General features: G+C 66.3%; 20 protein-coding genes and 3 tRNA genes. 20 read left to right on the forward strand and 3 right to left on the reverse strand.

From position 1 onward, the window contains the following. Nucleotides 1-103: 103 nt before the first annotated feature. From ABS767_RS13835 to ABS767_RS13845, 3 genes are all read left to right on the forward strand, one after another. Nucleotides 104-775 (forward strand): ATP-dependent Clp protease proteolytic subunit, encoded by a 672-nt coding sequence (locus tag ABS767_RS13835; RefSeq protein ID WP_408079330.1) that lies wholly within the window; start codon nucleotides 104-106, stop codon nucleotides 773-775. 110 nt (nucleotides 776-885) lie between these two features. Further along, nucleotides 886-2,157 (forward strand): ATP-dependent Clp protease ATP-binding subunit ClpX, encoded by a 1,272-nt coding sequence (gene clpX, locus ABS767_RS13840; RefSeq protein WP_408079332.1) that lies wholly within the window; start codon nucleotides 886-888, stop codon nucleotides 2,155-2,157. A gap of 220 nt (nucleotides 2,158-2,377) precedes the next feature. Beyond that, nucleotides 2,378-3,175 (forward strand): GGDEF domain-containing protein, encoded by a 798-nt coding sequence (locus ABS767_RS13845; protein WP_408079334.1) that lies wholly within the window; start codon nucleotides 2,378-2,380, stop codon nucleotides 3,173-3,175. Between the two features lie 4 nt (nucleotides 3,176-3,179). Here the strand turns inward: ABS767_RS13845 and ABS767_RS13850 are convergent, their stop codons facing one another. Continuing rightward, nucleotides 3,180-4,925 carry a M1 family metallopeptidase gene (locus ABS767_RS13850; RefSeq protein ID WP_408079336.1) on the reverse strand — a complete coding sequence of 582 codons (1,746 nt, stop codon included), beginning with the start codon at nucleotides 4,923-4,925 and terminating at the stop codon, nucleotides 3,180-3,182. Between ABS767_RS13850 and lon the strand changes: the two genes are divergently transcribed. From lon to ABS767_RS13875, 5 genes are all read left to right on the forward strand, one after another. Next, nucleotides 4,924-7,323, forward strand: coding sequence for an endopeptidase La (gene lon, locus ABS767_RS13855; protein ID WP_408079338.1), 2,400 nt, complete (start codon nucleotides 4,924-4,926; stop codon nucleotides 7,321-7,323). The genes ABS767_RS13850 and lon overlap by 2 nt on opposite strands. A 160-nt stretch (nucleotides 7,324-7,483) precedes the next feature. Beyond that, nucleotides 7,484-7,756 (forward strand): HU family DNA-binding protein, encoded by a 273-nt coding sequence (locus ABS767_RS13860; RefSeq protein ID WP_145845335.1) that lies wholly within the window; start codon nucleotides 7,484-7,486, stop codon nucleotides 7,754-7,756. Nucleotides 7,757-7,880: 124 nt separating this feature from the next. Further along, nucleotides 7,881-7,955: transfer RNA gene (locus ABS767_RS13865), tRNA-Val, on the forward strand. 263 nt (nucleotides 7,956-8,218) lie between these two features. After that, nucleotides 8,219-9,820, forward strand: coding sequence for a hypothetical protein (locus tag ABS767_RS13870; RefSeq protein WP_408079340.1), 1,602 nt, complete (start codon nucleotides 8,219-8,221; stop codon nucleotides 9,818-9,820). A gap of 144 nt (nucleotides 9,821-9,964) precedes the next feature. Continuing rightward, nucleotides 9,965-12,631: a TonB-dependent receptor domain-containing protein gene (locus ABS767_RS13875; protein WP_408079342.1), complete on the forward strand. Its 2,667-nt coding sequence runs from the start codon at nucleotides 9,965-9,967 to the stop codon at nucleotides 12,629-12,631. Nucleotides 12,632-12,684: 53 nt separating this feature from the next. Here the strand turns inward: ABS767_RS13875 and ABS767_RS13880 are convergent, their stop codons facing one another. Beyond that, nucleotides 12,685-13,338 carry a prolyl hydroxylase family protein gene (locus ABS767_RS13880; RefSeq protein ID WP_408079344.1) on the reverse strand — a complete coding sequence of 218 codons (654 nt, stop codon included), beginning with the start codon at nucleotides 13,336-13,338 and terminating at the stop codon, nucleotides 12,685-12,687. A gap of 107 nt (nucleotides 13,339-13,445) precedes the next feature. Between ABS767_RS13880 and ABS767_RS13885 the strand changes: the two genes are divergently transcribed. The 4 genes from ABS767_RS13885 (at nucleotide 13,446) to ABS767_RS13900 (ending at nucleotide 15,966) form a co-directional block, all read left to right on the forward strand. After that, entirely contained in the window at nucleotides 13,446-14,564 is a 1,119-nt protein-coding gene (locus ABS767_RS13885) for an ATPase, T2SS/T4P/T4SS family (protein WP_408079346.1), read from the forward strand. After that, a tRNA-His gene (locus ABS767_RS13890) sits at nucleotides 14,542-14,618 on the forward strand. The genes ABS767_RS13885 and ABS767_RS13890 overlap by 23 nt, the downstream gene beginning before the upstream one ends. A gap of 90 nt (nucleotides 14,619-14,708) precedes the next feature. Then, complete coding sequence (locus ABS767_RS13895; RefSeq protein WP_408079348.1) at nucleotides 14,709-15,761, forward strand: Leu/Phe/Val dehydrogenase; 1,053 nt, start codon at nucleotides 14,709-14,711, stop codon at nucleotides 15,759-15,761. Between the two features lie 7 nt (nucleotides 15,762-15,768). Continuing rightward, nucleotides 15,769-15,966 (forward strand): hypothetical protein, encoded by a 198-nt coding sequence (locus tag ABS767_RS13900; RefSeq protein ID WP_408079350.1) that lies wholly within the window; start codon nucleotides 15,769-15,771, stop codon nucleotides 15,964-15,966. A 16-nt stretch (nucleotides 15,967-15,982) separates the two neighbouring features. Here ABS767_RS13900 and ABS767_RS13905 read toward each other — a convergent pair. Then, nucleotides 15,983-16,072, reverse strand: a tRNA-Ser gene (locus tag ABS767_RS13905). Nucleotides 16,073-16,198: 126 nt separating this feature from the next. Between ABS767_RS13905 and ABS767_RS13910 the strand changes: the two genes are divergently transcribed. From ABS767_RS13910 to ABS767_RS13945, 8 genes are read left to right on the forward strand one after another with little or no spacing between them, the layout of a single operon-like run. Then, nucleotides 16,199-17,227, forward strand: a complete 1,029-nt coding sequence (locus ABS767_RS13910; RefSeq protein ID WP_408079352.1) for a lytic murein transglycosylase — start codon at nucleotides 16,199-16,201, stop codon at nucleotides 17,225-17,227. Beyond that, entirely contained in the window at nucleotides 17,211-18,050 is an 840-nt protein-coding gene (locus tag ABS767_RS13915) for an SPOR domain-containing protein (protein WP_408079354.1), read from the forward strand. The genes ABS767_RS13910 and ABS767_RS13915 overlap by 17 nt, the downstream gene beginning before the upstream one ends. 26 nt (nucleotides 18,051-18,076) lie before the next feature. Then, nucleotides 18,077-19,243 carry a D-alanyl-D-alanine carboxypeptidase family protein gene (locus ABS767_RS13920; protein ID WP_408079356.1) on the forward strand — a complete coding sequence of 389 codons (1,167 nt, stop codon included), beginning with the start codon at nucleotides 18,077-18,079 and terminating at the stop codon, nucleotides 19,241-19,243. Further along, the gene (gene tmk, locus ABS767_RS13925) at nucleotides 19,240-19,863 is read left to right on the forward strand and encodes a dTMP kinase (RefSeq protein ID WP_408079358.1); all 624 of its coding nucleotides are present in this window, start codon (nucleotides 19,240-19,242) and stop codon (nucleotides 19,861-19,863) included. The genes ABS767_RS13920 and tmk overlap by 4 nt, the downstream gene beginning before the upstream one ends. Then, nucleotides 19,860-20,843: an AAA family ATPase gene (locus ABS767_RS13930; protein ID WP_408079360.1), complete on the forward strand. Its 984-nt coding sequence runs from the start codon at nucleotides 19,860-19,862 to the stop codon at nucleotides 20,841-20,843. The genes tmk and ABS767_RS13930 overlap by 4 nt, the downstream gene beginning before the upstream one ends. A gap of 39 nt (nucleotides 20,844-20,882) precedes the next feature. Continuing rightward, a complete protein-coding gene (gene metG, locus ABS767_RS13935) occupies nucleotides 20,883-22,439 on the forward strand; it encodes a methionine--tRNA ligase (protein WP_408079362.1) in 1,557 nt (518 codons plus the stop codon). Continuing rightward, complete coding sequence (locus tag ABS767_RS13940) at nucleotides 22,436-23,221, forward strand: TatD family hydrolase (RefSeq protein WP_408079364.1); 786 nt, start codon at nucleotides 22,436-22,438, stop codon at nucleotides 23,219-23,221. Before metG ends, ABS767_RS13940 begins: the two co-directional genes overlap by 4 nt. Then, complete coding sequence (locus ABS767_RS13945; protein ID WP_408079366.1) at nucleotides 23,218-23,982, forward strand: MBL fold metallo-hydrolase; 765 nt, start codon at nucleotides 23,218-23,220, stop codon at nucleotides 23,980-23,982. The genes ABS767_RS13940 and ABS767_RS13945 overlap by 4 nt, the downstream gene beginning before the upstream one ends. Nucleotides 23,983-23,987 lie beyond the last annotated feature (5 nt).

Consider the following 23,987-nt stretch of genomic DNA (forward strand, 5'->3'; position numbering starts at 1 on the left):
CGCGTGGCATTGGCGTGCGTTCACCCTCTTCCCCCCTTGCGCCGGGCGGTGCGAGGCCCGATGTAGCCTGCGGGCAAAAACAGATTTGACGAGACATTCCCACATGCACCCCCTTGCCGGTAACCTGACCCCTGAAGGCTTTACGCGCGATCCCGTGACCGGAGCGCTCGTTCCCATCGTCATCGAGCAGTCGAGCCGCGGAGAGCGCAGCTTCGACATCTATTCGCGCCTGCTGCGCGAGCGGATCATCTTCGTGGTGGGTCCGGTCGAGGATCACATGGCCTCGCTGATCACCGCCCAGCTGCTCTTCCTCGAGTCCGAGAACCCGAAGAAGGACATCTGGATGTACATCAACTCGCCGGGCGGCGTGGTGACCGCCGGCATGGCGATCCACGATACGATGCAGTATATCCGTCCGCGCGTCGGCACGGTGTGCATCGGCCAGGCCGCGTCGATGGGCAGCTTCCTGCTGGCCGCGGGCGAACCGGGCCTGCGCGTGGCGCTCACCAATGCGCGGATCATGATCCATCAGCCTTCGGGCGGAGCGCAGGGCATGGCGTCGGACATCGAGATCCAGGCCAAGGAAATCCTGCGGATCAAGCGGCGGATGAACGATCTGTACGTGAAGTACACCGGAAAGCCGCTCGAAGAGATCGAGCGCGCGATGGATCGCGATACCTTCCTCGAGGCTGACGAAGCCAAGGCGTTCGGTCTTGTCGATGAAGTGTATGAAAAGCGCCCGCAGGCGGCTGACAGCGAGGGCGGGGCGTCTTAATCTGGCGCTCACCCTTGGCGGGGTAGGACGCGAATTTGGATTGCCGGGGATTTTGCCCCGGGTGTAGGATGCCGTGTTGCGCAACCGCACGGCACGCAAAGGAAGACTGAATGACGAAGTTAAGCGGCGGCGATTCGAAAAGCACGCTCTACTGCTCGTTCTGCGGCAAGTCGCAGCACGAGGTGCGCAAGCTGATCGCCGGACCGACCGTGTTCATCTGCGACGAGTGCGTCGAACTCTGTAACGATATCATTCGTGAAGAGACCAAGTCGGCGCTGGTCAGCAAGAAGGACGGCGGTGTTCCGACGCCGCAGGAAATCTGCGACGTGCTCGACGATTATGTCATCGGCCAGAAGCGCGCGAAGCGCGTCCTGTCGGTCGCGGTGCACAACCATTACAAGCGGTTAAATCATGGCGCGAAGGGCGCGGATGTCGAACTTTCCAAGTCGAACATCCTGCTCGTCGGGCCGACCGGTTGCGGCAAGACGCTGCTGGCGCAGACGCTGGCCCGCATCCTCGACGTGCCCTTCACCATGGCCGACGCGACGACGCTGACCGAGGCCGGTTATGTCGGCGAGGATGTCGAGAACATCATCCTCAAGCTGCTCCAGGCGTCGGACTATAATGTCGAGCGGGCGCAGCGCGGCATCGTCTATATCGACGAGATCGACAAGATCAGCCGCAAGGCCGAGAATCCCTCGATCACGCGCGATGTGTCGGGCGAGGGCGTCCAGCAGGCGCTGCTCAAGCTGATGGAAGGCACCACGGCGTCGGTTCCGCCGCAGGGTGGGCGCAAGCATCCCCAGCAGGAGTTCCTGCAGGTCGACACGACCAACATCCTGTTCATCTGCGGCGGCGCGTTCAGCGGGCTGGAGAAGATCATCGGCGACCGCCTACAGGGCAAGTCGATCGGCTTCGGCGCCTATGTCGCCGCGCCCGAGGAGCGCCGCACGGGTGAGACGCTGCGCCAGACCGAACCGGAGGATTTGCTCAAGTTCGGCCTTATCCCCGAATTCGTCGGCCGCCTGCCGGTGGTCGCGACGCTCGAGGATCTCGACATCGAGGCGCTGGTCAAGATCCTGACCGAGCCGAAGAACGCGCTGGTGAAACAGTATCAGAAGCTGTTCGAGATGGAGAATGTGAAGCTCAGCTTCACCGAGGACGCGCTGGTCGCGGTCGCCAAGAAGGCGATCGAACGCAAGACCGGCGCGCGCGGCCTGCGATCGATCCTGGAGGGCATCCTGCTCGACACGATGTTCGACCTGCCCAGCATGGACGGGGTGGACGAGGTGATGATCGACAAGGACGTGGTGCTGGGGACCAAGGATCCCGTGCGCGTCTACGCCGAAAAGAAAAAGGCGGGCGCCGGCGACGCCGCCTGATCGCGTTCCGTTTCGAATTGAATCAAGGGCGTCGGGCAGCCGGCGCCCTTTTTGCTCGGGTCGGCATGTGTCACCCCGTTGTCCACAGGCTTAACCATGATCGTTCGTACCTCGTTAACGCGCGGGACTGACTTGTCGGCCCGTCGCCAGCAATGAGGGGAATGATGTGCGCTTCTATCAGGCAACCCGATTTCTGTTTCCAAGCAGCCTGCGCCTGCGGATGTTTACCATCTGTTTCGTGGGCACGCATATCCCGCTGCTGAGCTTTGCGGGGTGGCAGTATCTGAGCGGACGCGTCGATCTGGCGGGCTTGAGCGTCGTTCTTGCGGCGACCCTTGTCGGGACGGGGTTCACGCTGTTCTGCATCGACGCGCTGATGGCGCCGATCCGCTTTGCCACGCGCGCCGTCGCCGCCCTGGAACAGGAACAGACCGCCGCGCTGGAATCGGTGCAGGATGGTGATGTCCTGGCCGATCTGCTCGCCGGTGTCGGCCGCGCGACCGAAGCGACGCAGGTCCGGATCGCGACACTCGACAACGCCGCGCATCGCGATCCGCTGACCGGCCTGCTCAACCGCCGCGGCTTCATGGCCCGGTCCGAGGACGTTGCGGATGGCACGGTCGCGCTGATCGATCTCGATCACTTCAAGTCGGTGAACGACGAGTTCGGACACGATGTCGGCGACGATATCCTCAAGGACTTCGCCGCATTTCTGGCACGCGGGGTGCGCAGGGCGGATCGCGTCGCGCGCTGGGGCGGCGAAGAGTTCGTCGTCCTGTTTCCGGATACCAGCGAGGATGAAGCCGCTGGGATCCTCCGCCGCGTCGCGCGCCGCATGGATGCCGGGCTGATCGATCGTCCGGATGGCAAGCCGGTGACCTGTTCGGGAGGCGTCGTCGCGCTGGACGGGGACACGCTGGCGCGCGCGATCACCCGTGCCGATACGGCGCTCTATGCCGCGAAGGCAGGGGGCCGCAACCAGCTGCGCGTCGGCGCCGAGCATATGCGCGTCGATTGACGCGTCACCGCCGCTGCATGGCCTCGATCGCCTCGTTGCGGCGCAGGATCCGGGCCATCGGGTCGATGACGATATGGGCGTCGGCCGGGACAGTGATCGTCTCCCGCCCCCCGGCCATCGCCACGCGTCTTACCGTTCCATCGATCTGCACGTCGACCGGGAGGGGGAAGGGGCGGGACCCGGCTGTCTTCCATTCCAGCGTCAGCCGGTCCCCCGAGCGCGTCTGCACGAGTTCGGGCAGGGCCGACTGGCGCAGATATACGTCGAAGAACCAGCCGAGATCGCGTTGCGCGGCGGCACTCATCAACGTCTCGAACTCGGCGGTCGAGGAGAAGCGGGGTGTGAAGTTGCCCGGCCTGGGATCGGGGCGACCATAGACCAGCCGGCGTGTCGCATCGAAGAACGGCTTGTCCCCGATCAGATAGCGCAGCGTGTGCAGCACCCACGCGCCTTTGTAGTAGATATCCTGCGCCGGCCCGCCCTGTTCCGACTGATAGACCTGCTCCGTCGTGCGAACCTGCCCCGACACGAGCGGCCGCAGATTGACGATATTTCGGCGCTGCGCTGCCATCATCGCCGCGTAGCGTGCCTCGCCCTCGCGCCACTGGCCGTAGAGCGGCTGCATATACTGGCCATAGCCTTCATGGAGCCAGAAATCGTCCCAGTTGGCGACGGTCATCTGGTTGCCGAACCATTCATGCGCGAGCTCGTGATGGAACAGCCAGTCGAAGCCGGTCTCATCCTTGCGATAGTCATTGCCATAGGCATTGACCGTCTGGTGCTCCATGCCGAGGTGCGGCGTTTCGACCACGCCCAGCTTTTCGTCGGCGAACGGGTAGGGGCCGATCACCATCTCGTAAAAATCGAGCGTCGGCGCGAATTCGGCGAACAGCCCGGCCGCCTGCCGCGCCTTTCCTTCGAGATGCCACAGCTGGAGCGGCACCTTGTTTCCATAGCGGCTGGCATAGGCGCCCTTGATCTCGCGATAGGGGCCGATGTTGAGCGCGACGAGATATGGGTTGATGTTCTTCGCTTCCCACGTCCAGCGCCGCCCGCCGGCTTCCCGCTCGACCGATTTCAGCACGCCGTTCGAAATCGCGGAGACGCCGTCGGGCACGGTGATCGCGATGCGTATCGAAGGCACCTCGCCCGCCGGAAAGTCGAGGCATGGCCAGAACAGGTCGCAGCCATAGCCCTGCGCCGTCGTCGCGGCCCAGGGCTTGCCCATCCAGCTCGACCAGACGAACCCGTCGTCCCACGGCGCGTTGACCGCCTCGTGCGGGCGGCCCGCATAGGCGATCCGCACGCTGGTCTGGCCACCGGCAGGAAGCGGGGCGGGGAGGTCGACGATCAGCCGCCCTTCGGGATTGCGCCATGCGTTCGGTCGCAGCGCAAGTCCATCGACCGAAATCGCACTGACCGGAAAATTCCGGTCGAGGTCGAGCAACAGCCGCGTCTGTCGGATGCGGGTCGACAGCCGCAACGTCGCAACGCCATCCAGAAGCTTCTTCGCCGGTTCGACCCTCACGGCCAGATCGACATGCTCGAGCCGCAGTGCCGCCCGCTCCGGCTCGATCGGTCCACCCGATGTCGCCGTCAGCGCCGTGATCGGCGGCTCGCCCTTTTGCGCCAGCGCGCCCGCGCTGCAGCCGAGGATGGCGATCGCGGCGAACACTGCATTGATGCGTCGCCCCTGCTCCCCATATAGATGGGCGACTCTGCCCCATGCGGGCAGCACCGGAGTGTTCATGAAGACTACCTATCCCGTATTGCCGCTGCGCGACATCGTCGTGTTTCCGCACATGATCGTGCCGCTGTTCGTCGGCCGCGACAAGTCGGTCGCCGCGCTGGAGGCCGCAATGGCCGACGACAAGGAGATTTTCCTGGTCGCGCAGCTCGATCCTGCCAATGACGATCCCGGTCGCGAGGATCTGTACGATACCGGCGTGTCCGCCGAAGTGATGCAGCTGCTCAAGCTACCCGACGGCACCGTGCGCGTGCTCGTCGCGGGCAAGGAGCGCGGCAAGCTGGAGGCGATGAACGAGACCGGTGGATATCTGACCGCGACGGTCTCGCCGGTCGCGGAAAAGCAGACCGAGGGCACCGAGGTTCAGGCGCTGATGCGGTCGGTGATCGACCAGTTCGAGAATTACGCCAAGCTCAACCGCAAGCTGCCGGCCGAGACCGCCGTGCAGCTCGGCGAGATCGAGGAAGCCTCGCGCCTGGCCGACGCGGTCGCGGGGAACATCGCGGTCAAGGTCGCCGACAAGCAAAGCCTGCTGGTCGAGACCGATCCGCAGAAGCGGCTGGAGATGGTGTTCGCCTTCATGGAGGGCGAGCTCGGCGTGCTGCAGGTCGAGAAGAAGATCCGCTCGCGCGTGAAGCGCCAGATGGAGAAGACCCAGCGCGAATATTATCTCAACGAGCAGTTGAAGGCGATCCAGCGCGAACTCGGCAACGAGAATGAGGAAGGCGAGGGCGACGAGATCGCCGAGCTGACCCAGAAGATCGCCACGCTCAAGCTTAGCAAGGAAGCGCGCGGCAAGGCGCAGGCCGAACTCAAGAAGCTCAAGACCATGGCGCCGATGAGCGCCGAGGCGACGGTGGTGCGCAACTATCTCGACGTGCTGCTCGGCCTGCCGTGGGGCAAGAAGTCGAAGCTCAAAAAGGATCTGGTCGAGGCCGAGGCAGTGCTCGACGCGGATCATTACGGGCTGGAGAAGGTCAAGGACCGGATCATCGAATATCTCGCGGTGCAGGCGCGCACCAACAAGCTCAAGGGCCCGATCCTGTGCCTCGTCGGCCCGCCCGGCGTCGGCAAGACCAGCCTGGGCAAGTCGATCGCCAAGGCGACGGGGCGCGAGTTCATCCGCCAGTCGCTTGGCGGCGTGCGCGACGAGGCCGAGATTCGCGGCCATCGCCGCACCTATATCGGATCGTTGCCGGGCAAGATCGTCACCAACCTGAAAAAGGCGGGGACCAGCAATCCGCTGTTCCTGCTCGACGAGATTGACAAGCTCGGCCAGGATTTCCGCGGCGACCCCGCGAGCGCGCTGCTCGAGGTGCTCGATCCCGAGCAGAACGGCAAGTTCCAGGACCATTATCTGGAGATCGACGTCGATCTGTCGGACATCATGTTCGTGACGACCGCCAACTCGCTCAACCTGCCGCAGCCGTTGCTCGACCGCATGGAGATCATCCGGCTCGAAGGCTATACCGAGGACGAGAAGGTCGAGATCGCCCAGGGCCATCTCCTCGCCAAGCAAATCGACGCGCATGGCCTCAAGGACGGCGAATTCGAGCTGACCGAGGACGGTCTGCGCGACCTGATCCGCTATTACACGCGCGAAGCGGGCGTCCGTACGCTCGAGCGCGAGATCGCGAAGCTTGCGCGCAAGGCGCTGCGTCGCATCCTCGAGGGCAAGGCGGAAAGCGTCGTCGTCACGCCCGAGAATCTCCACGAGTTCGCCGGGGTGCGCAAATATCGCTTCGGCATCGGCGAGGAGGAGCATCAGATCGGCGCGGTCACCGGCCTCGCCTGGACCGAGGTCGGCGGCGAGCTGCTCACGATCGAAAGCGTGACCGTGCCCGGCAAGGGCGCGATCAAGACCACCGGCAAGCTGGGCGACGTCATGAAGGAGAGCGTCGATGCGGCGTTCAGCTTCATCCGCGCCCGCAGCCCGAGCTATGGGATCAAGCCCAGCATCTTCGCGCGCAAGGACATCCACGTCCACCTTCCCGAGGGCGCGGTGCCCAAGGACGGGCCCTCGGCGGGCATCGGGCTGGTGACCGCGATCGTGTCGACGCTGACCGGCGTGCCGGTGCGCAAGGACATCGCGATGACCGGCGAGGTTACGTTGCGCGGTCGCGTGCTGCCGATCGGCGGGCTCAAGGAGAAGCTGCTCGCCGCGCTGCGCGGCGGCATCAAGATGGTGCTGATCCCGCAGGAGAACGAGAAGGATCTGGCGGAAATTCCGGCGAATATCCGCGAGGGGCTGGACATCGTGCCCGTCGCGCATGTCGACGAGGTGCTGAAACTGGCACTCACCGGACCGCTGACCGCGATCGACTGGACCGATGCCGATGAATTGGCCGCGCAACCGCCGGCCGTGGTCGGTGGAGCGGGGAGCGATCCGCTGCGCCATTGACGGTTGATGCCGCGTAAACGCCGAATCTGATCGGATTCGTCCAAATCTTGCCGCTTTCCGCTTTACAGCGGGGCCGGGAGGCGTTTTGCTAATCAACCGGCATCCCGGTGCCGTGATTCCATTATCTACGCCTACCAAAATAAGCAGGGGTTCAAAGGGCATGAACAAGCAGGAACTGATCGCGACGGTCGCCGACACGGCAGGCCTGAGCAAGGGGGACGCCAGCAAGGCCGTGGAAGCGGTGTTCGACGCGGTCACCACCTCGCTCAAGAAGGGCGACGAGGTCCGTCTGGTGGGCTTTGGCACATTCTCGGTCTCGAAGCGCAAGGCTTCGACGGGCCGCAACCCGCGCACGGGCGAGCCGATGACGATCAAGGCGTCGTCGCAGCCCAAGTTCAAGGCTGGCAAGGGCCTGAAGGACGCGGTCAACTAAACGGAGCAGGACGGGGCTGGACAAGCCGGTTCCGTCCTTTTAGAGGCTCCGCTCCCCGGGCCACTCCGGGGAGTTCCGATCCGTCGGAACCGTCATCGGCGCGCCGCACGCGCGTCGGGGCATCGGGCGCGTAGCTCAGTGGTAGAGCACTGTGTTCACACCGCAGGGGTCGCTGGTTCAATCCCAGCCGCGCCCACCATTTCAAAGACCCGCCGGACCCGATCCGGCGGGTTTTTTGCTGTACGCGTCGTTCGCGGGCGGCCGGGGCGCGGATCGTAACGCGTCTGTCATCGTCGTCACGAAACCGTCATTTCAACGTCATCGAACTTTCTCCCAAATCCCATCGCTCCGTCATCGTTGCCTCGTAGCGCGGCCCTTGTGATCGGCAGGGGGAGCTTCCGAGTCGATCCGGGGCGCCCGCCCATCATCCTGCAAACCGGATCGAACCGGACGGAGATTTTCATGGCCGACTTCAAGCGTTTCAGCCTCATTCTGATGACCGGCGTCGCCGGCGCGACCCTTGCCGCCTGCGACGGCGCGAGCAGCGTCGCCTCGCCCGGTGAGGGCGTGATCGTGGTTCCGGCGCCGACCCCGGCACCGTCCCCCTCGCCGAGCCCGTCGCCGACGCCGACCCCAGGAACCCCGGCCGCCAGCTGCCCGTCGGGCTTCACCGATGCCGGCATCGTCGGCAGCTTCCGCGGCTGCCGCATTCCCTCGCTGATCAATACCGCCGTCACGCTGCAGAAGCTGCCGGGCGTCGCCTATGAGATGAACGGCCGCGTCGACGTCGGCGTCGATCGTGGTGGCGCCGGCACCGGCGGCACCGCCGCCAGCCTGACGATTCAGCCGGGCGTGATCGTCTATGCCAACACGACCAACGCCGACAACGACTTCCTGGTCGTCAACCGCGGCTCGACCATTAATGCCGAGGGTACCGCGGCCCAGCCGATCATCTTCACCGCGCAGCAGAACCTGACCGGCGGCGTGACCGACGAATCGCAGGGTTTGTGGGGCGGCATCATCCTCGCCGGCCGCGCACCGATCTCGAACTGCAACCTCGCGGGCGTCACCGGCGGGTCGGTGAACTGCGAGAACGTCGTCGAAGGCACCGGCAACGCGCTGTACGGCGGCGCCAGCCCGGGCGACAATTCGGGCGTGATGCGCTATGTCCAGATCCGCTATTCGGGCACGGTCATCAGCCCGAACAACGAGCTGCAGGGCCTGACCACCGGCGGCGTCGGCAACGGCACCCGCATTGAATATGTTCAGGTCCACAACAGCTCGGACGACGGCATCGAAATCTTCGGCGGCACGCACAACGCCCGCTATTTCATCGTTACCGGCGCCGATGACGACAGCTTCGACACGGATGTGGGCTGGAAGGGCTTCATCCAGTTCGCGATCGCGATCCAGAAGCCGTCGAACAGCACCGGCGACAACTATGTCATGGAAATCGACTCGAACAACAACGAAGACGCGACCCCGCGTCAGTTCGGTCGCATCGCCAACTTCACCTTCGTCCACACCTCGAGCGCGACCAATGCCGGTCTGCGCATCCGCGGCGGTGCCGACTTCAACTTCGTGAACGGCATCCTCGTTTCGGGTAAGCCCTGCCTCAACGTGCTCGCAGGCACCACGGACAACGGCGGGAAGTCGACGATCCGACCGGCGAACCCGGCGATCGACGAGCAGGGTCCGCCGCAGTTCAACTCGGTGTATTTCGCCTGCACCGGCGCGCTGTCGGCCGAAAGCGCGGTGAACAGCATCACCGTGACCAACGCCGAGCAGGAAGCCCTGGTCGATGCCGGTACCAATAACGTTAAGAACGGCACTGCGGCGAATGCGCTGACGTCGGGCTATCTGCCGGGCAGCGGGGCCGCGGGCGTGACCGCCTTCAACGCGGCGACGCTCAACCCTTCGGGCACCTCGTTCCTGGTCAACACCAGCTATATCGGCGCGATCAGCGGCCCGAGCGACACCTGGTACCAGGGTTGGACCTGCAACTCGAACCGCGCGAACTTCGGCGCGGCGGGCAGCGCGTGCACGACCGTTCCGGTCACCTGATCGGAGCGTGATCGACCCACCGGAACCGGCGGAAAAGGGGCCGCCGGTTCCGGTCCTTCCTTGGCGGGACCAGCTTCTGAAGGCGCCAGCCTCCGCAAGCGCAGGGCTCTGAAAACGCCAGCCTCTGAAAACGGACGTCAAAAGATGAAAAAGAGCACCGCCTTCGGAAGTCTGCTGCTTCTGACCACGCAACTCGTCGCGCCGCACGCGCTCGCGCGGGCTGCGCAGGATCCCGCCGTCGTATCGCCGGGCCAGGACGATCCTGCGGCGCAAGAGGAAGAGGTCGAAATCTCCGCCCCCGGCGCGGGCGATACCAGCGACGAGATCGTCGTGATCGGCCGCAACATTCCCAACGTCATCAAGGCGACCCCGCAGGTCGTGTCGGTGCTGTCGAGCGCGGACATCGCGCGCTCCGGCGAGGGCGACATCGCGGGCGCGCTCACCCGCGTCACCGGCCTCAGCGTCGTCGGCAACGGCTTCGTCTATGTCCGCGGCCTTGGCGACCGCTATTCCTCCTCGCTGCTCAACGGCCTGCCGCTGCCCAGCCCCGAGCCGCTGCGCCGCGTCGTGCCGCTCGACCTGTTCCCGACCAACATCGTCGGATCGGCGCTGGTGCAGAAGAGCTATTCGGCGAACTATCCGGGCGAATTCGGCGGCGGCGCGATCAACATTACCACCCGTGCCGCGCCGCGCGACGGCTTTTTCGAGGTCGAGGGGTCGGTCGGTTTCGACACGGTGACCACCAGCGAGCTCGGCTACACCTATGACGGCGGCGGCGCCGATGTGTTCGGCTATGACGATGGCGAGCGTACCGTGCCCGGTTTCATCAAGGCAGCCGGCGCCGACGGCACGTCGATCAGCGATCCGTCACAGCTGATCCAGCTGTCGAACGCGCCGACCACGGTGGTGTTCGAAAACTATCACATCCCCGCCAACTGGTCGGTCGGTACGAGCTTCGGCAAGACCTTCGACACCGGCAATTTCCGCATCGGCGTGATCGGCGCGGGCGGCCTGTCGAACAGCTGGCAGACGCGCGCCCAGAAGCAGCAGGTCGCGATCGGCGCCGATGGCGGCCTCGCCAGCGACGGCAACCAGGTGACCACTGACAACCGCATCATCGCCAACGGCATGCTCGGGATCGGCATCGAGACCGGCGAGCATGTCATCCGCTTCACCAACGTCTATATCCACGACACGCTGAAGCAGGCGATCATCGGCCTGTACGACGAAGAGAATTACGGCATTCCGGGCCAATATGGCGTCCCGTCCTTCTCCACCCAGAACACCAACTGGTTCGAACGCCAGCTGTTCACCAGCCAGGTCGTCGCCGAGCTGGATTTCGGTGCGCTCGATGTCGACCTGCGCGGCGCCTATGCCAATACCAAGCGCAAGGCGCCCTATGAGCGCGCGTTCCGCTACGAATTCAATCCGACGGTCAACGACTATACCAACTCGCTCAGCGCCCCCAGCGGCGCGACGATCGCGTTCAGCGACCTGAACGAGGATCTGTGGGCCGGTGCCGCGGACTTCGCCTATGAGTTCGACAGCGCGCGCCCGATCACCGTGTCGGCGGGCTATGCCTATACCGACACCTTCCGCACTTCGAGCCGTTATTTCTTCCGCTTCGTCGGGCCGAACAACGGGCCGGTGAACCTGGCGGTATCGCAGCAGCGCCCCGACTATCTGCTGTCGGACTACAACATCCAGACCTACGGCATCACGCTGCGCAACGAATCGACCGGGACTGGCGCGGCCGCCTATGACGCCTCGCTCAAGGTTCATGCCGGCTATGTGCAGGGTGAGGCCGAACTGCTCGACGGCCTGCGTGCCTCGGTCGGTGTGCGCTACGAAACCGCCAAGCAGCGCGTGCTGCCCACCGGTGCGGTCGCGGGGACCAATCTCGACAACGACTATTTCCTGCCCGCCGCGACGGTGACGTGGAATTTCGCGCCCGACATGCAGCTGCGCGTGCACGGATCGAAGACGATCGCCCGCCCGCAGTTCCGCGAGCTCGCTCCGCAGCTGTACCAGGACTTCGAGAGCAGCCGCCAGTTCATCGGCAACCCGCTGCTGATCGACTCGCAGCTGTACAATGCCGAAGCGCGCTACGAATGGTATTATGCGCGTGACCAGCGCATCTCGCTCGCCGGCTTCTTCAAGAAGATCGACAATCCGATCGAAGCGGTGGCGTTCGTCGCCGCAGGCTCGACCTCGCTCCAGACCGGCTTCTCCAACGCGCCCAGCGCGAAGCTGTACGGCGGTGAGATCGAAGCGGTGAAGTACATCCCGCTCGATACCCTGGGCGACGGTTTCTTCGCCACCAAGCGGCTCGTGCTGATCGGCAACTACACCTACACCAAGTCGAAGCTGGAAACGGGCGATGAGCTGGTCCCAAGCCCGATCCTGGGCGCGCCGGCGGTGCAATCCTCGCTGCTGTTCGATGACGGTGCCCCGCTGGTCGGCCAGTCGGATCACCTCGTCAACTTCCAGCTCGGGATCGAGGACACCGCCTCGCTTTCGCAGCTGACGGTGCTGTTCAACTATGCGAGCGAGCGCGTCACCAACCGCGGTCCGGTGGTCGAGGGCGTGCGCCTGCCCGACATCGTCGAAAAGCCCGGCCTGACGATCGACGTCGTGGCCCGGCAGGGCTTCAAGCTGGCGGGGGCGGAGTTCGAGCTGAAGTTCGAGGGACGCAACCTCACAAAGACACGGTACCAGGAATATCAGTCCTTCCCGAACGACGTGCGCGTCGACACCAACACCTATGATGTCGGCCGCAAGTTCACGGTCGGGCTCAGCGCCAAGTTCTGATCGGCGGCATCGAACGCGGAAAGGGCCGTCCCGTGGGGGCGGCCCTTTTCGTATCACCCCCAGGGTCGCTCGCGAAACCATTTGGTGATGACGTACTTCGTCCCGGCGCGCACCTTCATCGCGTGGTGGAGCGTGGTGGGGTTGGGGGTGCCGTCGGGACGCAGGTTGCTCCAGGCCAGCAGCTTGCCCGGCTCGGGCTGGATGATCTTGTCGATCGCCTTGAACCGCGTCGCGCCACCCGCTTCGACGGCGTTGAGATAGATCATCACCGTCCAGGTACGCTGCCCGGCGACCGAGCAGAATTTGTCGAAGTCGACGCCGGTCGGCTCGAAATAGTCGGTGTGCGCCTTGAACTCCTGCCCCACGGCATAGCGCTGGCCCTGCAGCGGCTCGCCATGCGCGGGATCGAGGCCGATAAAGTCGCAGATCAGCGCATCGAGCCGCCGCGACAGGTCGCCGTCCACCGGCAGGTCGCACGTCTCGCTCGTGCGGAACACCGCGTCGCCATTATAGTCGGACACCAGCGACGGACGCCGGTCGCGGTCGATCATTCCCATCAGCTCCGCACAGAAAGGGGCGTCGAGAAAGCTCTTACGGATGAACAGCGTCAGCTTGGGCGTCGGGACTTTCTGAACGCCCGGCTGCGCGCCGAGCCGTTCGATCACCGGCTCGATCGGAAAGCCGCAGGCGGGGTAGGGGGTCGTCATGCCGCGCTTTTGCCAGAAGGTGAGGGGCCTCGCCAGCATCTGGCGACGACTTAAAAGCGTCACACAAACGCAAGATCGGCGTCATCTGACCGCCATAGCGCAGCAACATGCGCGACGCGGCAGGCTTCGAAAAACTGGTTCTGGCAGCGAAGCACGCGCGGGCCACGGCGCTGCATGTCGTGCAGGGCGACGACGGCCTCACGATACTGGCGCGGATCGGCGGAGAACTCAGCCGCTTTCGCGCCGCGCCCGCGCCCGCGCCCGCGCCGGCCGAATGGTTCGCGCATGCGGCCGCCCATCCGCTCGCGACGCGTGACGATGATCGCATCGTGATCGATCTGTCTGGCGCGGCGCACGCCGATTGCGGGCTGGCTGCGCTGGCCATGCCGGAAGACATGCTCGGCCGCCTCCGGGGTGCCCTGCGCGCCGGCGGCGGCGCGTTGCTGATTGCGTCGCAGGATGCCGATGCCCTGCGCCGCGTCATGGCCGCCGCAGCCCAAGCGCCGGGGGAGCGATATGTCGCCCGCGTGCCGGGCGGTCGCGACGATCTGGAGCGTGCGGGGCGGATGGACTGCGACTCGATCCTGCTCGGCCCGTGCACGGATCGTGCGGCGATCGATACCGCTTTCGATCTGGCGCAGCAGGGCCGCCGGGTGGTGATCGGGATCGACGCCGAAACGATCGTCGCGGCGATCACGCAGCTGCGCGCATGGCGCGTGAACCGCTATGGGATCGCGCTCGGGCTGCGCGCGCTGATCGCGGTCCGGCCCGAGCGCCGCTTGTGCAGCGCCTGTAGCAATCCCGCGCAGGCCCGCGGATCGGATGCCGCACTGCTTGGCGTCGATCCGGGCACGGTCATCTATCGGCCGGGCGGATGCGCCGCCTGCGGTCACAGCGGTTTCGACGGCACCGCATTGCTGTTCGAAACCGTCGCGATCGACAATGACCTGCGCCGCCTGCTGGTGGAGGGGGGCGATGCCACTATGCTGGCGCGGCACGCTTTCATGCACTGCCCCACGCTTGCCGCGTCGGCGCGGGGCATGGCGCGCGAGGGGCAGATTTCGGTCGATGCCGCGATCGCGATCACGCGTGAGGCGGGGCGCGCGGGGGTCAGCGGGACCGGCTTGCATCCCCATCTTCTGCCCTCGAACACACAGCGACTTGACGCCGGGCCCTTCTCGCCGCTAAGCGCGCGCCTCCACGGCGATCGTAGTTCAATTGGTTAGAGCACCGGCTTGTGATGCCGGGGGTTGCGGGTTCAAGTCCCGTCGATCGCCCCATTTTCCCACCGCTGACATTTTGGACTGGCGCTGGGCTGCGCGGAAGAATATTACGCGCCCTCGAAATATTGTTATTCGACTGGAAGCGCCATGACCGCGGTTTGGGACCTGCCCGATTTCGATGCCCATGAGGGCGTGCACCTCATCACCGATCCCGCCAGCGGCCTGCGCGCGGTGATCGCGGTCCATTCGACCAATCTTGGCCCCGCCGCGGGCGGCGTGCGTTTCTGGCACTATGCCGACGGCAATGCGGCGATCACCGATGCGCTGCGCCTGTCGCGCGGCATGAGCTTCAAGAACGCCATGGCCAGCCTGCCTTTGGGCGGCGGCAAGGGCGTCGTGCTTGCCTCCGAGCCGGGCGCGACGATCAGCGAGGCACAGCTGATCGCATTCGGCGAGGCCGTCGAGTCGCTCGGCGGCCGCTATGTCACCGCCGAAGACGTCGGCATGTCCGAAGCGCGGATGAAGGTGATCGCCACGCGCACCCGCCATGTCTCGGGCCTGCCGGTCGCGGGCGGCGATGCCGGCGGCGATCCCGGGCCGTTCACCGCGCTCGGCATCTATCTCGGCGTCAAGGCGGCGGCGAAGCGCGCGCTGGGCGCCGACAGCATGGACGGCGTCCATGTCGCGATCCAGGGCGTGGGCAGCGTCGGCGGCGGTCTCGCCCGCCGCCTCGCTGCGGACGGCGCGAAGCTGACCCTCGCCGACGTGAACGCCGATCGGGCCAGCGCGCTCGCCGCGGAACTTGGCGCCGATACGGTCGCCGCCGACGCGATCCTGGGCGTCGAGGCCGAGATCTTCAGCCCCAACGCACTCGGCGCGATCCTGACCGAGGCGAGCATCGCCGCGCTGACCTGCAAGGTCGTCGCGGGCGGCGCCAACAATCAGCTCGCGACGCCGCAAGACGGCGCCCGCATCCATGCGCGCGGCATCCTCTACGCACCCGATTACGTTATCAACGCGGGCGGCATCATCAATGTCGGCCTCGAATATCTCGGCCAGGGCGACCGCGCCGAGGTGGAGGCGCGCATCGCCCGCATCCCCGATCGCCTCGCCGAAGTGTGGGACGAGAGCGATCGCACCGGCGACCCGGCGAGCGAAGTCGCGGACCGCATCGCAATGCGGCTGATCGGGCGGGGATAGACCGGGCATGCGCACCGTCTTCGGGACCGCCAGCGTGCGCCTCTATCACCTCAGCGATCAGGATGCCGCGGCGCACACCCTGTTCTACGGACCGCTCAGCGAAGCGCTGGCGATCGCGAGCCAGCAGACCGAAGACGTCCAGTCCGGCCTGTGGCTCGCGACCGAGAATGACGTGGTCCCGTATCTCGAGCTGAGCGACGGATAGCGCTGATTTAGGCCTGTGGCGGAGAGGGTGGGATTCGAACCCACGGTAGGCTTGCACCTACGGCGGTTTTCAAGACCGCTGCCTTAAACCACTCGGCCACCTCTCCGCGCGGCATGCGCCTTAGGGCTTTCGCCGCGTTTTCCGCAAGAGCCTAGCGATTTCCCCGATGCGGGGGGTTCATGCCCGCCGTCGCCTGTGGCAGAGAGGCGCAATGCGAGGATCCAAGGGCCTGATGCGGCGGTTCGTTTTGGTTGGCACGGCGGTCGTGGCGCTCGGCGCCGCGGGCGCACCGGCGGTGGCGCAGGACGAGGCCGGGTTCCAGGCCTATATCAACGGGCCACTGCGCCAGCAGGCGCTGGCCGAAGGGGTGAGCGCACGCACGCTCGACGCCGTGCTCCCATCGCTCACCTACAACCCGCGCGTGATCGAACTGGATCGCGACCAGCCAGGCGGAAGCTCGAACGCGCCGATCCCCAATTTCGCGCCCTACAAGGCGCGCCATGTCGATGCCGCACGGATCGGGCGGGGGCGCGAGACCTATCGCCGGTTGCGCACCAAATTGGAGCGGGTCGAGCGCGAAACCGGCGTGCCCGAATCGATCATGGTTGCGATCTTCGGGCATGAAACAAATTACGGAAGCTATACCGGCGGCTTCGATCTGCCGCGCAGCCTCGCCACGCTCGCCTATGAAGGCCGCCGCCGCAGCCTGTTCGCCGGCGAATTCATCGCGACGATGAAGATGGTCGATCGCGGCGTCCCGCGCGACCGGCTGAAGGGCAGCTGGGCGGGCGCGTTCGGCTATCCGCAGTTCCTTCCGTCGGTCTATCTGCGCCTCGCGCGCGACGGGGACGGGGACGGTGTCGCCAATATCTGGTCGAACGAGGCAGATACGCTCGCGTCGATCGCCAATTACTTCGTCAACGCCGGGTGGCGTCCGGGCCAGCCCTGGGGCATCGCGGTCACCGTTCCGGCGAGCCTCGACCGCCGTGCGCTGGAGAACCGCACCGTACCGACGCGCTGCTCGCGCGTGTTCGAGCGGCATTCGCAGTGGCGGACGATGTCCGAATGGCGTGCGCTGGGCGTGGTCCCGCAATCGGGCCGCTGGCCGGACGGCAATATCCAGGCGACGCTGCTCGAGCCCGATGGGCCTGGCAGGACCGCCTATCTGCTCACCGGCAACTACCGCGTGATCCTCGATTACAATTGCTCCAATTTCTATGCGCTTTCGGTGGGGTTGCTGGCCGATGAAGTCGAGAATTAGCCTGGTCGCCGCCGCGCTGCTCGCGGCGTGCAGCGGGGGCGGGGGCGATCTTCAGGAACTGCCGCCGGCGGCAGCCGGTCCGGCGCCCGAGGCCAACCTGCCGCCCGCCTATCCCGCGCCCGCCGCTGGCGAAGGTGCTCCCGCTACCGGCGATGGGCCGCAGGGCAGCTCGCGCCTGCGTCCGGGCGAGGAGCGCTATGACCGCGTCGGCTATGCCGGTTATGCGGGCGCAGGGGAGGGCGTGTTCGCGCTCAGCTCGGTCCTGCCGCAGGGCAGCCATGCCGAAGTCACCGCGCTCGATACCGGCAAGACCATCCTGATCCTGATCCGCGGGCCCGGCCAGGGTCTGATCGAGCTATCCGGCGCCGCCGCGCGACAGCTTGGCGTCACCGGCACCCCGCCGGTCCGCGTGCGCCGCACCTCCGTGACCGCGCAGGATGCAACCGCGCTCGCCGCCGGGCAGCCGGTGCCGCCCCGCGCAGACGCCCCGCCCGCCTTGCTCGCCGGCCTGCGCCGTCGCCTTGGTGCCACCCCCCGCGAGGAAGCCGCCGCGCCCCCGCCCGAGCGTCCGGCCCGTCCGGCCCGCCAGCCGGCACAACCCGCCGCACGGCCGAGCCGCGGCCTGTTCGTGCAGGTTGCCGCGCTCTCCAGCGCCGCCCGCGCAAAGGCGCTCGCCGACCAGCTCGGCGGCATCGTGCGCCCCGGGGGTGGGGTCTATCGCATCCAGCTCGGCCCCTATACCAGCAGCGCCGCCGCCGAGCGCGCCCGCGCCGATGTGGCGCGACGCGGTTTTGGCGACGCCCGCATCATCTCCGTTCCGTAACTCCAGCGTTGGACCGATAACGACCCATGAAGAAGTTCCTCCTCGCCACCATCGCGCTTTCGTTCACCGTCGCGCCCGGCTCCGCGCAGACCCCTCCGTTCGAGACCGCTGCGCCGGTCGCCTATCTCGAGGATCTTTCGTCCGACGCGGTGCTGTTCGCCAAGGACGCCGATCGTCGCATGCCACCGGCATCGATGGCGAAGATGATGACCGCCTATGTCGCGTTCGACCTGATCAAGCAGGGCAAGCTCAAGCTCGACACCATGGCCGATGTCCGGCCCGAGACGTGGCGGAAATGGCATGGTCCTTCAGCGGGTTCGACGATGTTCCTGTCGCCGGGTCAGAAGGTCAGCGTCGAAAATCTGCTCAACGGCATCATGGTCGTTTCGGGTAACGATGCCTGCGTGGTGTTGGCCGAACATATCGCCGGTACCGAAGAGGCGTTCGTCAACCTGATGAACCAGAAGGCCAAGGAAATCGGCCTCACCGGCAGCCGCTTCGGCACGTCGAACGGCTGGCCCGACGAGGGGCGCACCTACGTCACCGCGCGCGATCTGGCGAAGCTGGCCAAGGCGACGATCGTCAATCACCCCGATCTCTACAAGCGCTTCTACTCCAAGGAGAGCTTCACCTTCGGCACCACCATGGGCGGCGCGCCGATCACCCAGGCGAACCGCGATCCGCTGCTCGGTCGCGTCCGGGGCGCCGATGGCCTAAAGACCGGGCATACCGAGGAAGCGGGCTACGGCTTCACCGGGTCGGCCGAGCAGAATGGCCGCCGCCTGGTGATGGTCGTCGCCGGCCTGACCAGCTTCAATCAGCGGATCGAGGAATCGGTCAAGTTCATGGACTGGGGCTTCCGCGCATGGTCGTCGCGCAAGCTGGTAAGCAAGGGCCGCACGGTCGAGCAGGCCGCCGTCCAGCTGGGTGATGCATCGCAGGTTGGCCTCGTCGCCCCGCGCGACCTCGCCATCGCCATCCCCTCGGGCGCCAGCCCCGATCTACGCGCGACCGTGGTCTATCGGGGCCCAATCAAGGCGCCGATCAAGGCCGGCCAGCATATCGCCGACCTCGTCGTCACCTCGCCCGGCCTGCCCGAGCAGCGCCTGCCGCTGGTCGCCGCCGCCGATGTCGGTGAGGCCGGCTTCTTCGGCCGCATCTGGGCCGGCCTGATGTCGCTGTTCGGCGCGTGAGGGGGCGCTTCCTCAGCCTCGAAGGCGGGGAGGGGGCGGGCAAGTCGACCCAGGCGAAGCGGCTGGCAGCGGCGCTGGAGGCGCGCGGCGTCCACGTCGTCCTGACCCGCGAACCGGGCGGGACCGAGGGTGCGGAGGCGATCCGCGGGCTGCTGATGCAGGGCGCGGTCAACCGCTGGAGCGCGCATACCGAAACCCTCCTGTTCGCCGCCGCGCGCGCCGATCATGTCGAAAAGCTGATCCGGCCCGCGGTGGAGGCGGGCAGCTGGGTGCTGTGCGACCGCTATGTCGATTCGACCCGCGCCTATCAGGGTGCGCAGGATATCGACGACGCCGCGATCCTGGCGCTGCACGGGTTCGGGTCTAAGGGGCTGTTGCCCGACCGCACGCTGATCCTCGACCTGCCCGACGGCGCCGGCCATGCCCGCTCGATCGCGCGCGACGGGGGCGCCGCCGACCGCTTCGGCGCGCGCGGGCCGGACTTTCACAACGCGGTCGCCGCGCAGTTCCGCCGCATCGCCGCGGCCGAACCCGATCGCGTGCGGCTGATCGATGCATCGGGCAGCATGGATGACGTCACGACGTCACTCATGGACGCGCTCGCCGACCTGCTGCCATGACGTCAATGCCCGGCAACGCCGCCGCAAAGGCCGCGTTTCGCGCCGCCATGTCGGGCGGCCAGTTGCACCACGCATGGCTGTTCACCGGCCCGGAAGGTCTCGGCAAAGCCGCTTTCGCCCGGGCCGCAGCCGCGCGGATGCTGGCTGAAGGGGCGGGACAGGAACCGCCCACGGACGATTTCAACCTGCCGGAGGACAACCCCACCCGCCGTCTGATCGAGTCCGGCGCGCATCCCGATTATCGCGTGCTGACCCGCCTGCCCAAGGATGCCGACAAGCCGGGCGAGAATCTCGCGCGCTCGATCACGATTGCGCAGGTCCGCGCACTCAATCCGATGTTCGCGACCAAGCCGAGCATGTCGAGCCGGCGCGTCATCATCATCGATGCGATCGACGATGTCGAACGGCCGGGCGCCGCCAACGCGCTGCTCAAGAATCTCGAGGAGCCGCCGGCCGGCACGATCTTCCTGCTCGTCAGCCATTCGCCGGGGCGCCTGCTTCCGACAATCCGCTCGCGCTGCCGCGTGCTCCGCTTCGACCCGCTGGCCGATAGCGAGGTCGCGGCTGTGCTGCGTGGACAGCTGCCCGAGGCGAGCGCGGCGGAGATCGACGCGCTGGTCCGCGCAGGCAACGGCTCGCCGGGCAAGGCGCTCGGCTTTGCCGGGCTCGACCTCGCGACGCTCGACGGCGAGATGGCGGCGATCGCCGAGCGCGGCGATCTGGACAACGCCATTCGCGCCCGCCTCGCCAAGACATTGGGCACCAAGGCGGCGCAGCCACGCTACGAGGCGTTCCTCGCCCGCGTCCCCGCCTTCGCGCTCGCCGAGGCGCGCGGTCGGCAGGGCACAGCACTGGCCGAGGCGATCGCGGTGTATGAGGCCGCATCGCAGCTCGGCCCGATCGCGCTCGCCCAGTCGCTCGATGCGCAGGCCACGGTGTTCGAGATGGGCGGGATCCTGGCACGGCTGGCGAAGCGCTGACTGCTTTCGCCGCAGCGCAGAAGCCGCTAGAGCCGCCCCATGTCCGAACGCTATTACATCACCACCGCGATCCACTATCCGAACGGCAAGCCGCATATCGGCCACGCCTATGAGATGATCGCCGCCGACGCGATCGCCCGCTTCCAGCGGCAGGCGGGGCGCGACGTGCGCTTCCAGACCGGCACCGACGAGCATGGCCTCAAGATCGCGCAGACCGCGCGCGCGCGCGACCTCACCCCCCGCCAGCTCGCCGATGAAATGTCCGCCTATTTCAGTGATATGGCGAACGATCTAAATATTTCGTATGATCGCTTCATCCGCACCGTCGACGCCGATCATTACGCTGCGAGCCAAGCGATCTGGGAGGCGATGGAGGCCAAGGGCGACCTGTATCTCGACCGCTACGAAGGCTGGTATTCGGTCCGCGACGAAGCGTTCTACGAGGAAAAGGAGCTGACCGAGGGGGAGGGCGGCGTCAAGCTGTCGCCCCAGGGCACGCCGGTCGAGTGGACCGCCGAGGAAACCTGGTTCTTCCGCCTGTCCAAATATCAGCAGCCCTTGCTCGATCTCTACGCCGCCAATCCCGACTTCATCCGCCCGGAGCGCTCGCGCAACGAGGTGGTGAAGTTCGTCGAAGGCGGGCTGGTCGATCTGTCGGTCTCGCGCACCAGCTTCGACTGGGGCGTCCCGGTGCCCAATTCGCCCGGCCACGTCATGTATGTTTGGGTCGACGCGCTGACCAACTATCTCACCGGCACCGGCTATCCGGACAAGGGCAGCGCGCTCGCGCGCTACTGGCCGGCAAACCTGCACCTGATCGGCAAGGACATCACGCGCTTCCACGCCGTCTACTGGCCCGCCTTCCTGATGTCGGCCGAGATTCCGCTGCCCAAGCAGGTCTTCGCGCACGGCTTCATCCTCAACCGCGGCGAGAAGATGTCGAAATCGACCGGCAATGTCGCTGATCCGATGGAGCTGACGCGCCTCTATGGCGTCGATGCGCTGCGCTATTTCCTGCTGCGCGAAGTCGCGTTCGGCAATGACGGCAGCTTCAGCGACGAAGCGATCGTGACGCGCGCCAATGCCGATCTGGCAAACAGCTTCGGCAATTTGGCGCAGCGGACGCTGTCATTCATCGCCAAGAATCTGGAAGGCGCGCTCCCCGAAACCGGCCGCGGCGATCCAGCCGATGCCGAGCTACTGGCGACGATCGACGAAGCGGGACGCGAGTTCCGCAGCGCCTTCGAAAGCCTCGCGCTCAATCAGGCGCTCGAGGCGTGGATGCGCGCCGTCTTCGCCTGCAACCAGTATATCGACGTTCAGGCGCCCTGGGCGCTGCGCAAGACCGATCCCGATCGGATGCACGCCGTGCTCGGCACGCTGGTGCGCGCGATCCGCGATCTCGCCATTCTGGTCCTGCCGGTGATCCCGGAGTCGGCAGGCAAGATCCTCGACCAGCTCGGGCAGGACGCGCGTGACCATGCAGCGCTCGACGACAAGGGCTGGTACGATGCCGCCGTGACGTCAGGCTTCCGCCTCGCACTGCCGACCGGTGTGTTCCCCCGGCTCGTGCTCGCCGAGGAGGCGCCGGCATGAGACTCGCCGACAGCCATTGCCACCTCAACTACAAGGGGCTGGCCGAGGATCAGGAAGCCGTTCTCGCCCGTGCGCGCGACAGCGGCGTGGTGGCGATGCTCAACATTGCGACGCGCGAGAGCGAATGGGACGAGGTGCTCGCCACCGCCGAGCGCGAGGCCGATGTGTGGTCCACCGTCGGCATCCACCCGCACGAAGCCGACGAGCATCCGCACATCGATACCGCCAAGCTGGTGTCGCGCGCCCAGCACCCCCGCGTCGTCGGCATCGGTGAGACCGGGCTGGACTATTATTACGACCACAGCGACCGCGCGCAGCAGCAGAAGAGCTTCCGCGCGCATATCGCCGCGAGCCGCGAGACCGGCCTCCCGCTGATCGTCCACACCCGCGATGCGGAGGCGGATACCGCTGCGATTCTGGCGGAGGAAATGGGGAAGGGGGCCTATCCCGGCGTCATCCACTGCTTCACAGCGAGTGGAGACTTTGCCGACAAGGCACTGGAATTGGGCTTTTATATCTCCATATCGGGGATCGTGACGTTCAAGAACGCCCGTGATCTCCAGGAAACCGCCGCGCGGCTGCCGCTGGATCGGCTGCTGATCGAGACCGACGCCCCCTTCCTCGCCCCGGTCCCCCATCGCGGCAAGACCGGCGAACCGGCCTTCGTTGCGGACACCTGCCGATTCCTCGCGCAGCTGCGCGGCATGGATGCCGAAGAACTGGCCGAGGCGACCCGCGAAAACTTTCACCGCCTGTTCGCAAAGACACTGGCGACCGCGTGAAGGTCCGCATCCTCGGCTCTGGAACATCCTCCGGCGTCCCGCGGATCGGGAACGACTGGGGCGCCTGCGATCCGACCGATCCGCGCAACCGCCGCACCCGCGCGTCGATCTTGGTCGAGGCCGGCGCGACGCGGATCCTGGTCGATACCAGCCCGGACCTCCGCGAACAGCTGATCGCGGCCGATGTCGCGGATGTCGACGCGGTGATCTGGACCCACGACCACGCCGATCACTGCCACGGCATCGACGATCTACGCCAGCTGATGCACCTGCGCGGTGCTCCGGTCCGGGGGCTGGCGGACTGGAAGACGCTCGAACGGCTGCGCGAACGCTTCCGCTACGTCTTCGACGGGGGAGGGCCGTACCGCCCGACCGCAACGATCGAGCCGCTGCGTGACGGCATGACGCTGGGCGATATCGTCGTGCGCACCGTCGATCAGCCGCATGGCGGGATCACATCCGCCGGGCTGCGCTTCGAACATGGCGGCAAATCGGTCGGCTATGCCACTGATTTCAATATATTCACCGACGAGATGGCGTCACTCTACAGCGATCTCGACCTGTGGGTCGCCGATGCGCTGCGCCGCGAGCCGCATCCGACGCATCCACATCTCGCCCAAACGCTCGCCTGGTCCAAACAATGCCGTGCGCGCCGCACCGTCCTGATGCATATGGATCATTCGATGGATTATAGGTCGCTGTCTGCCGAGCTGCCCGACGGGGTCGAGCCCGGTCATGACGGCATGGAGATCGCGGTTTGAACGAA

The organism is Sphingomonas plantiphila, from assembly GCF_046000505.1.
GTDB lineage: Bacteria > Pseudomonadota > Alphaproteobacteria > Sphingomonadales > Sphingomonadaceae > Sphingomonas > Sphingomonas plantiphila.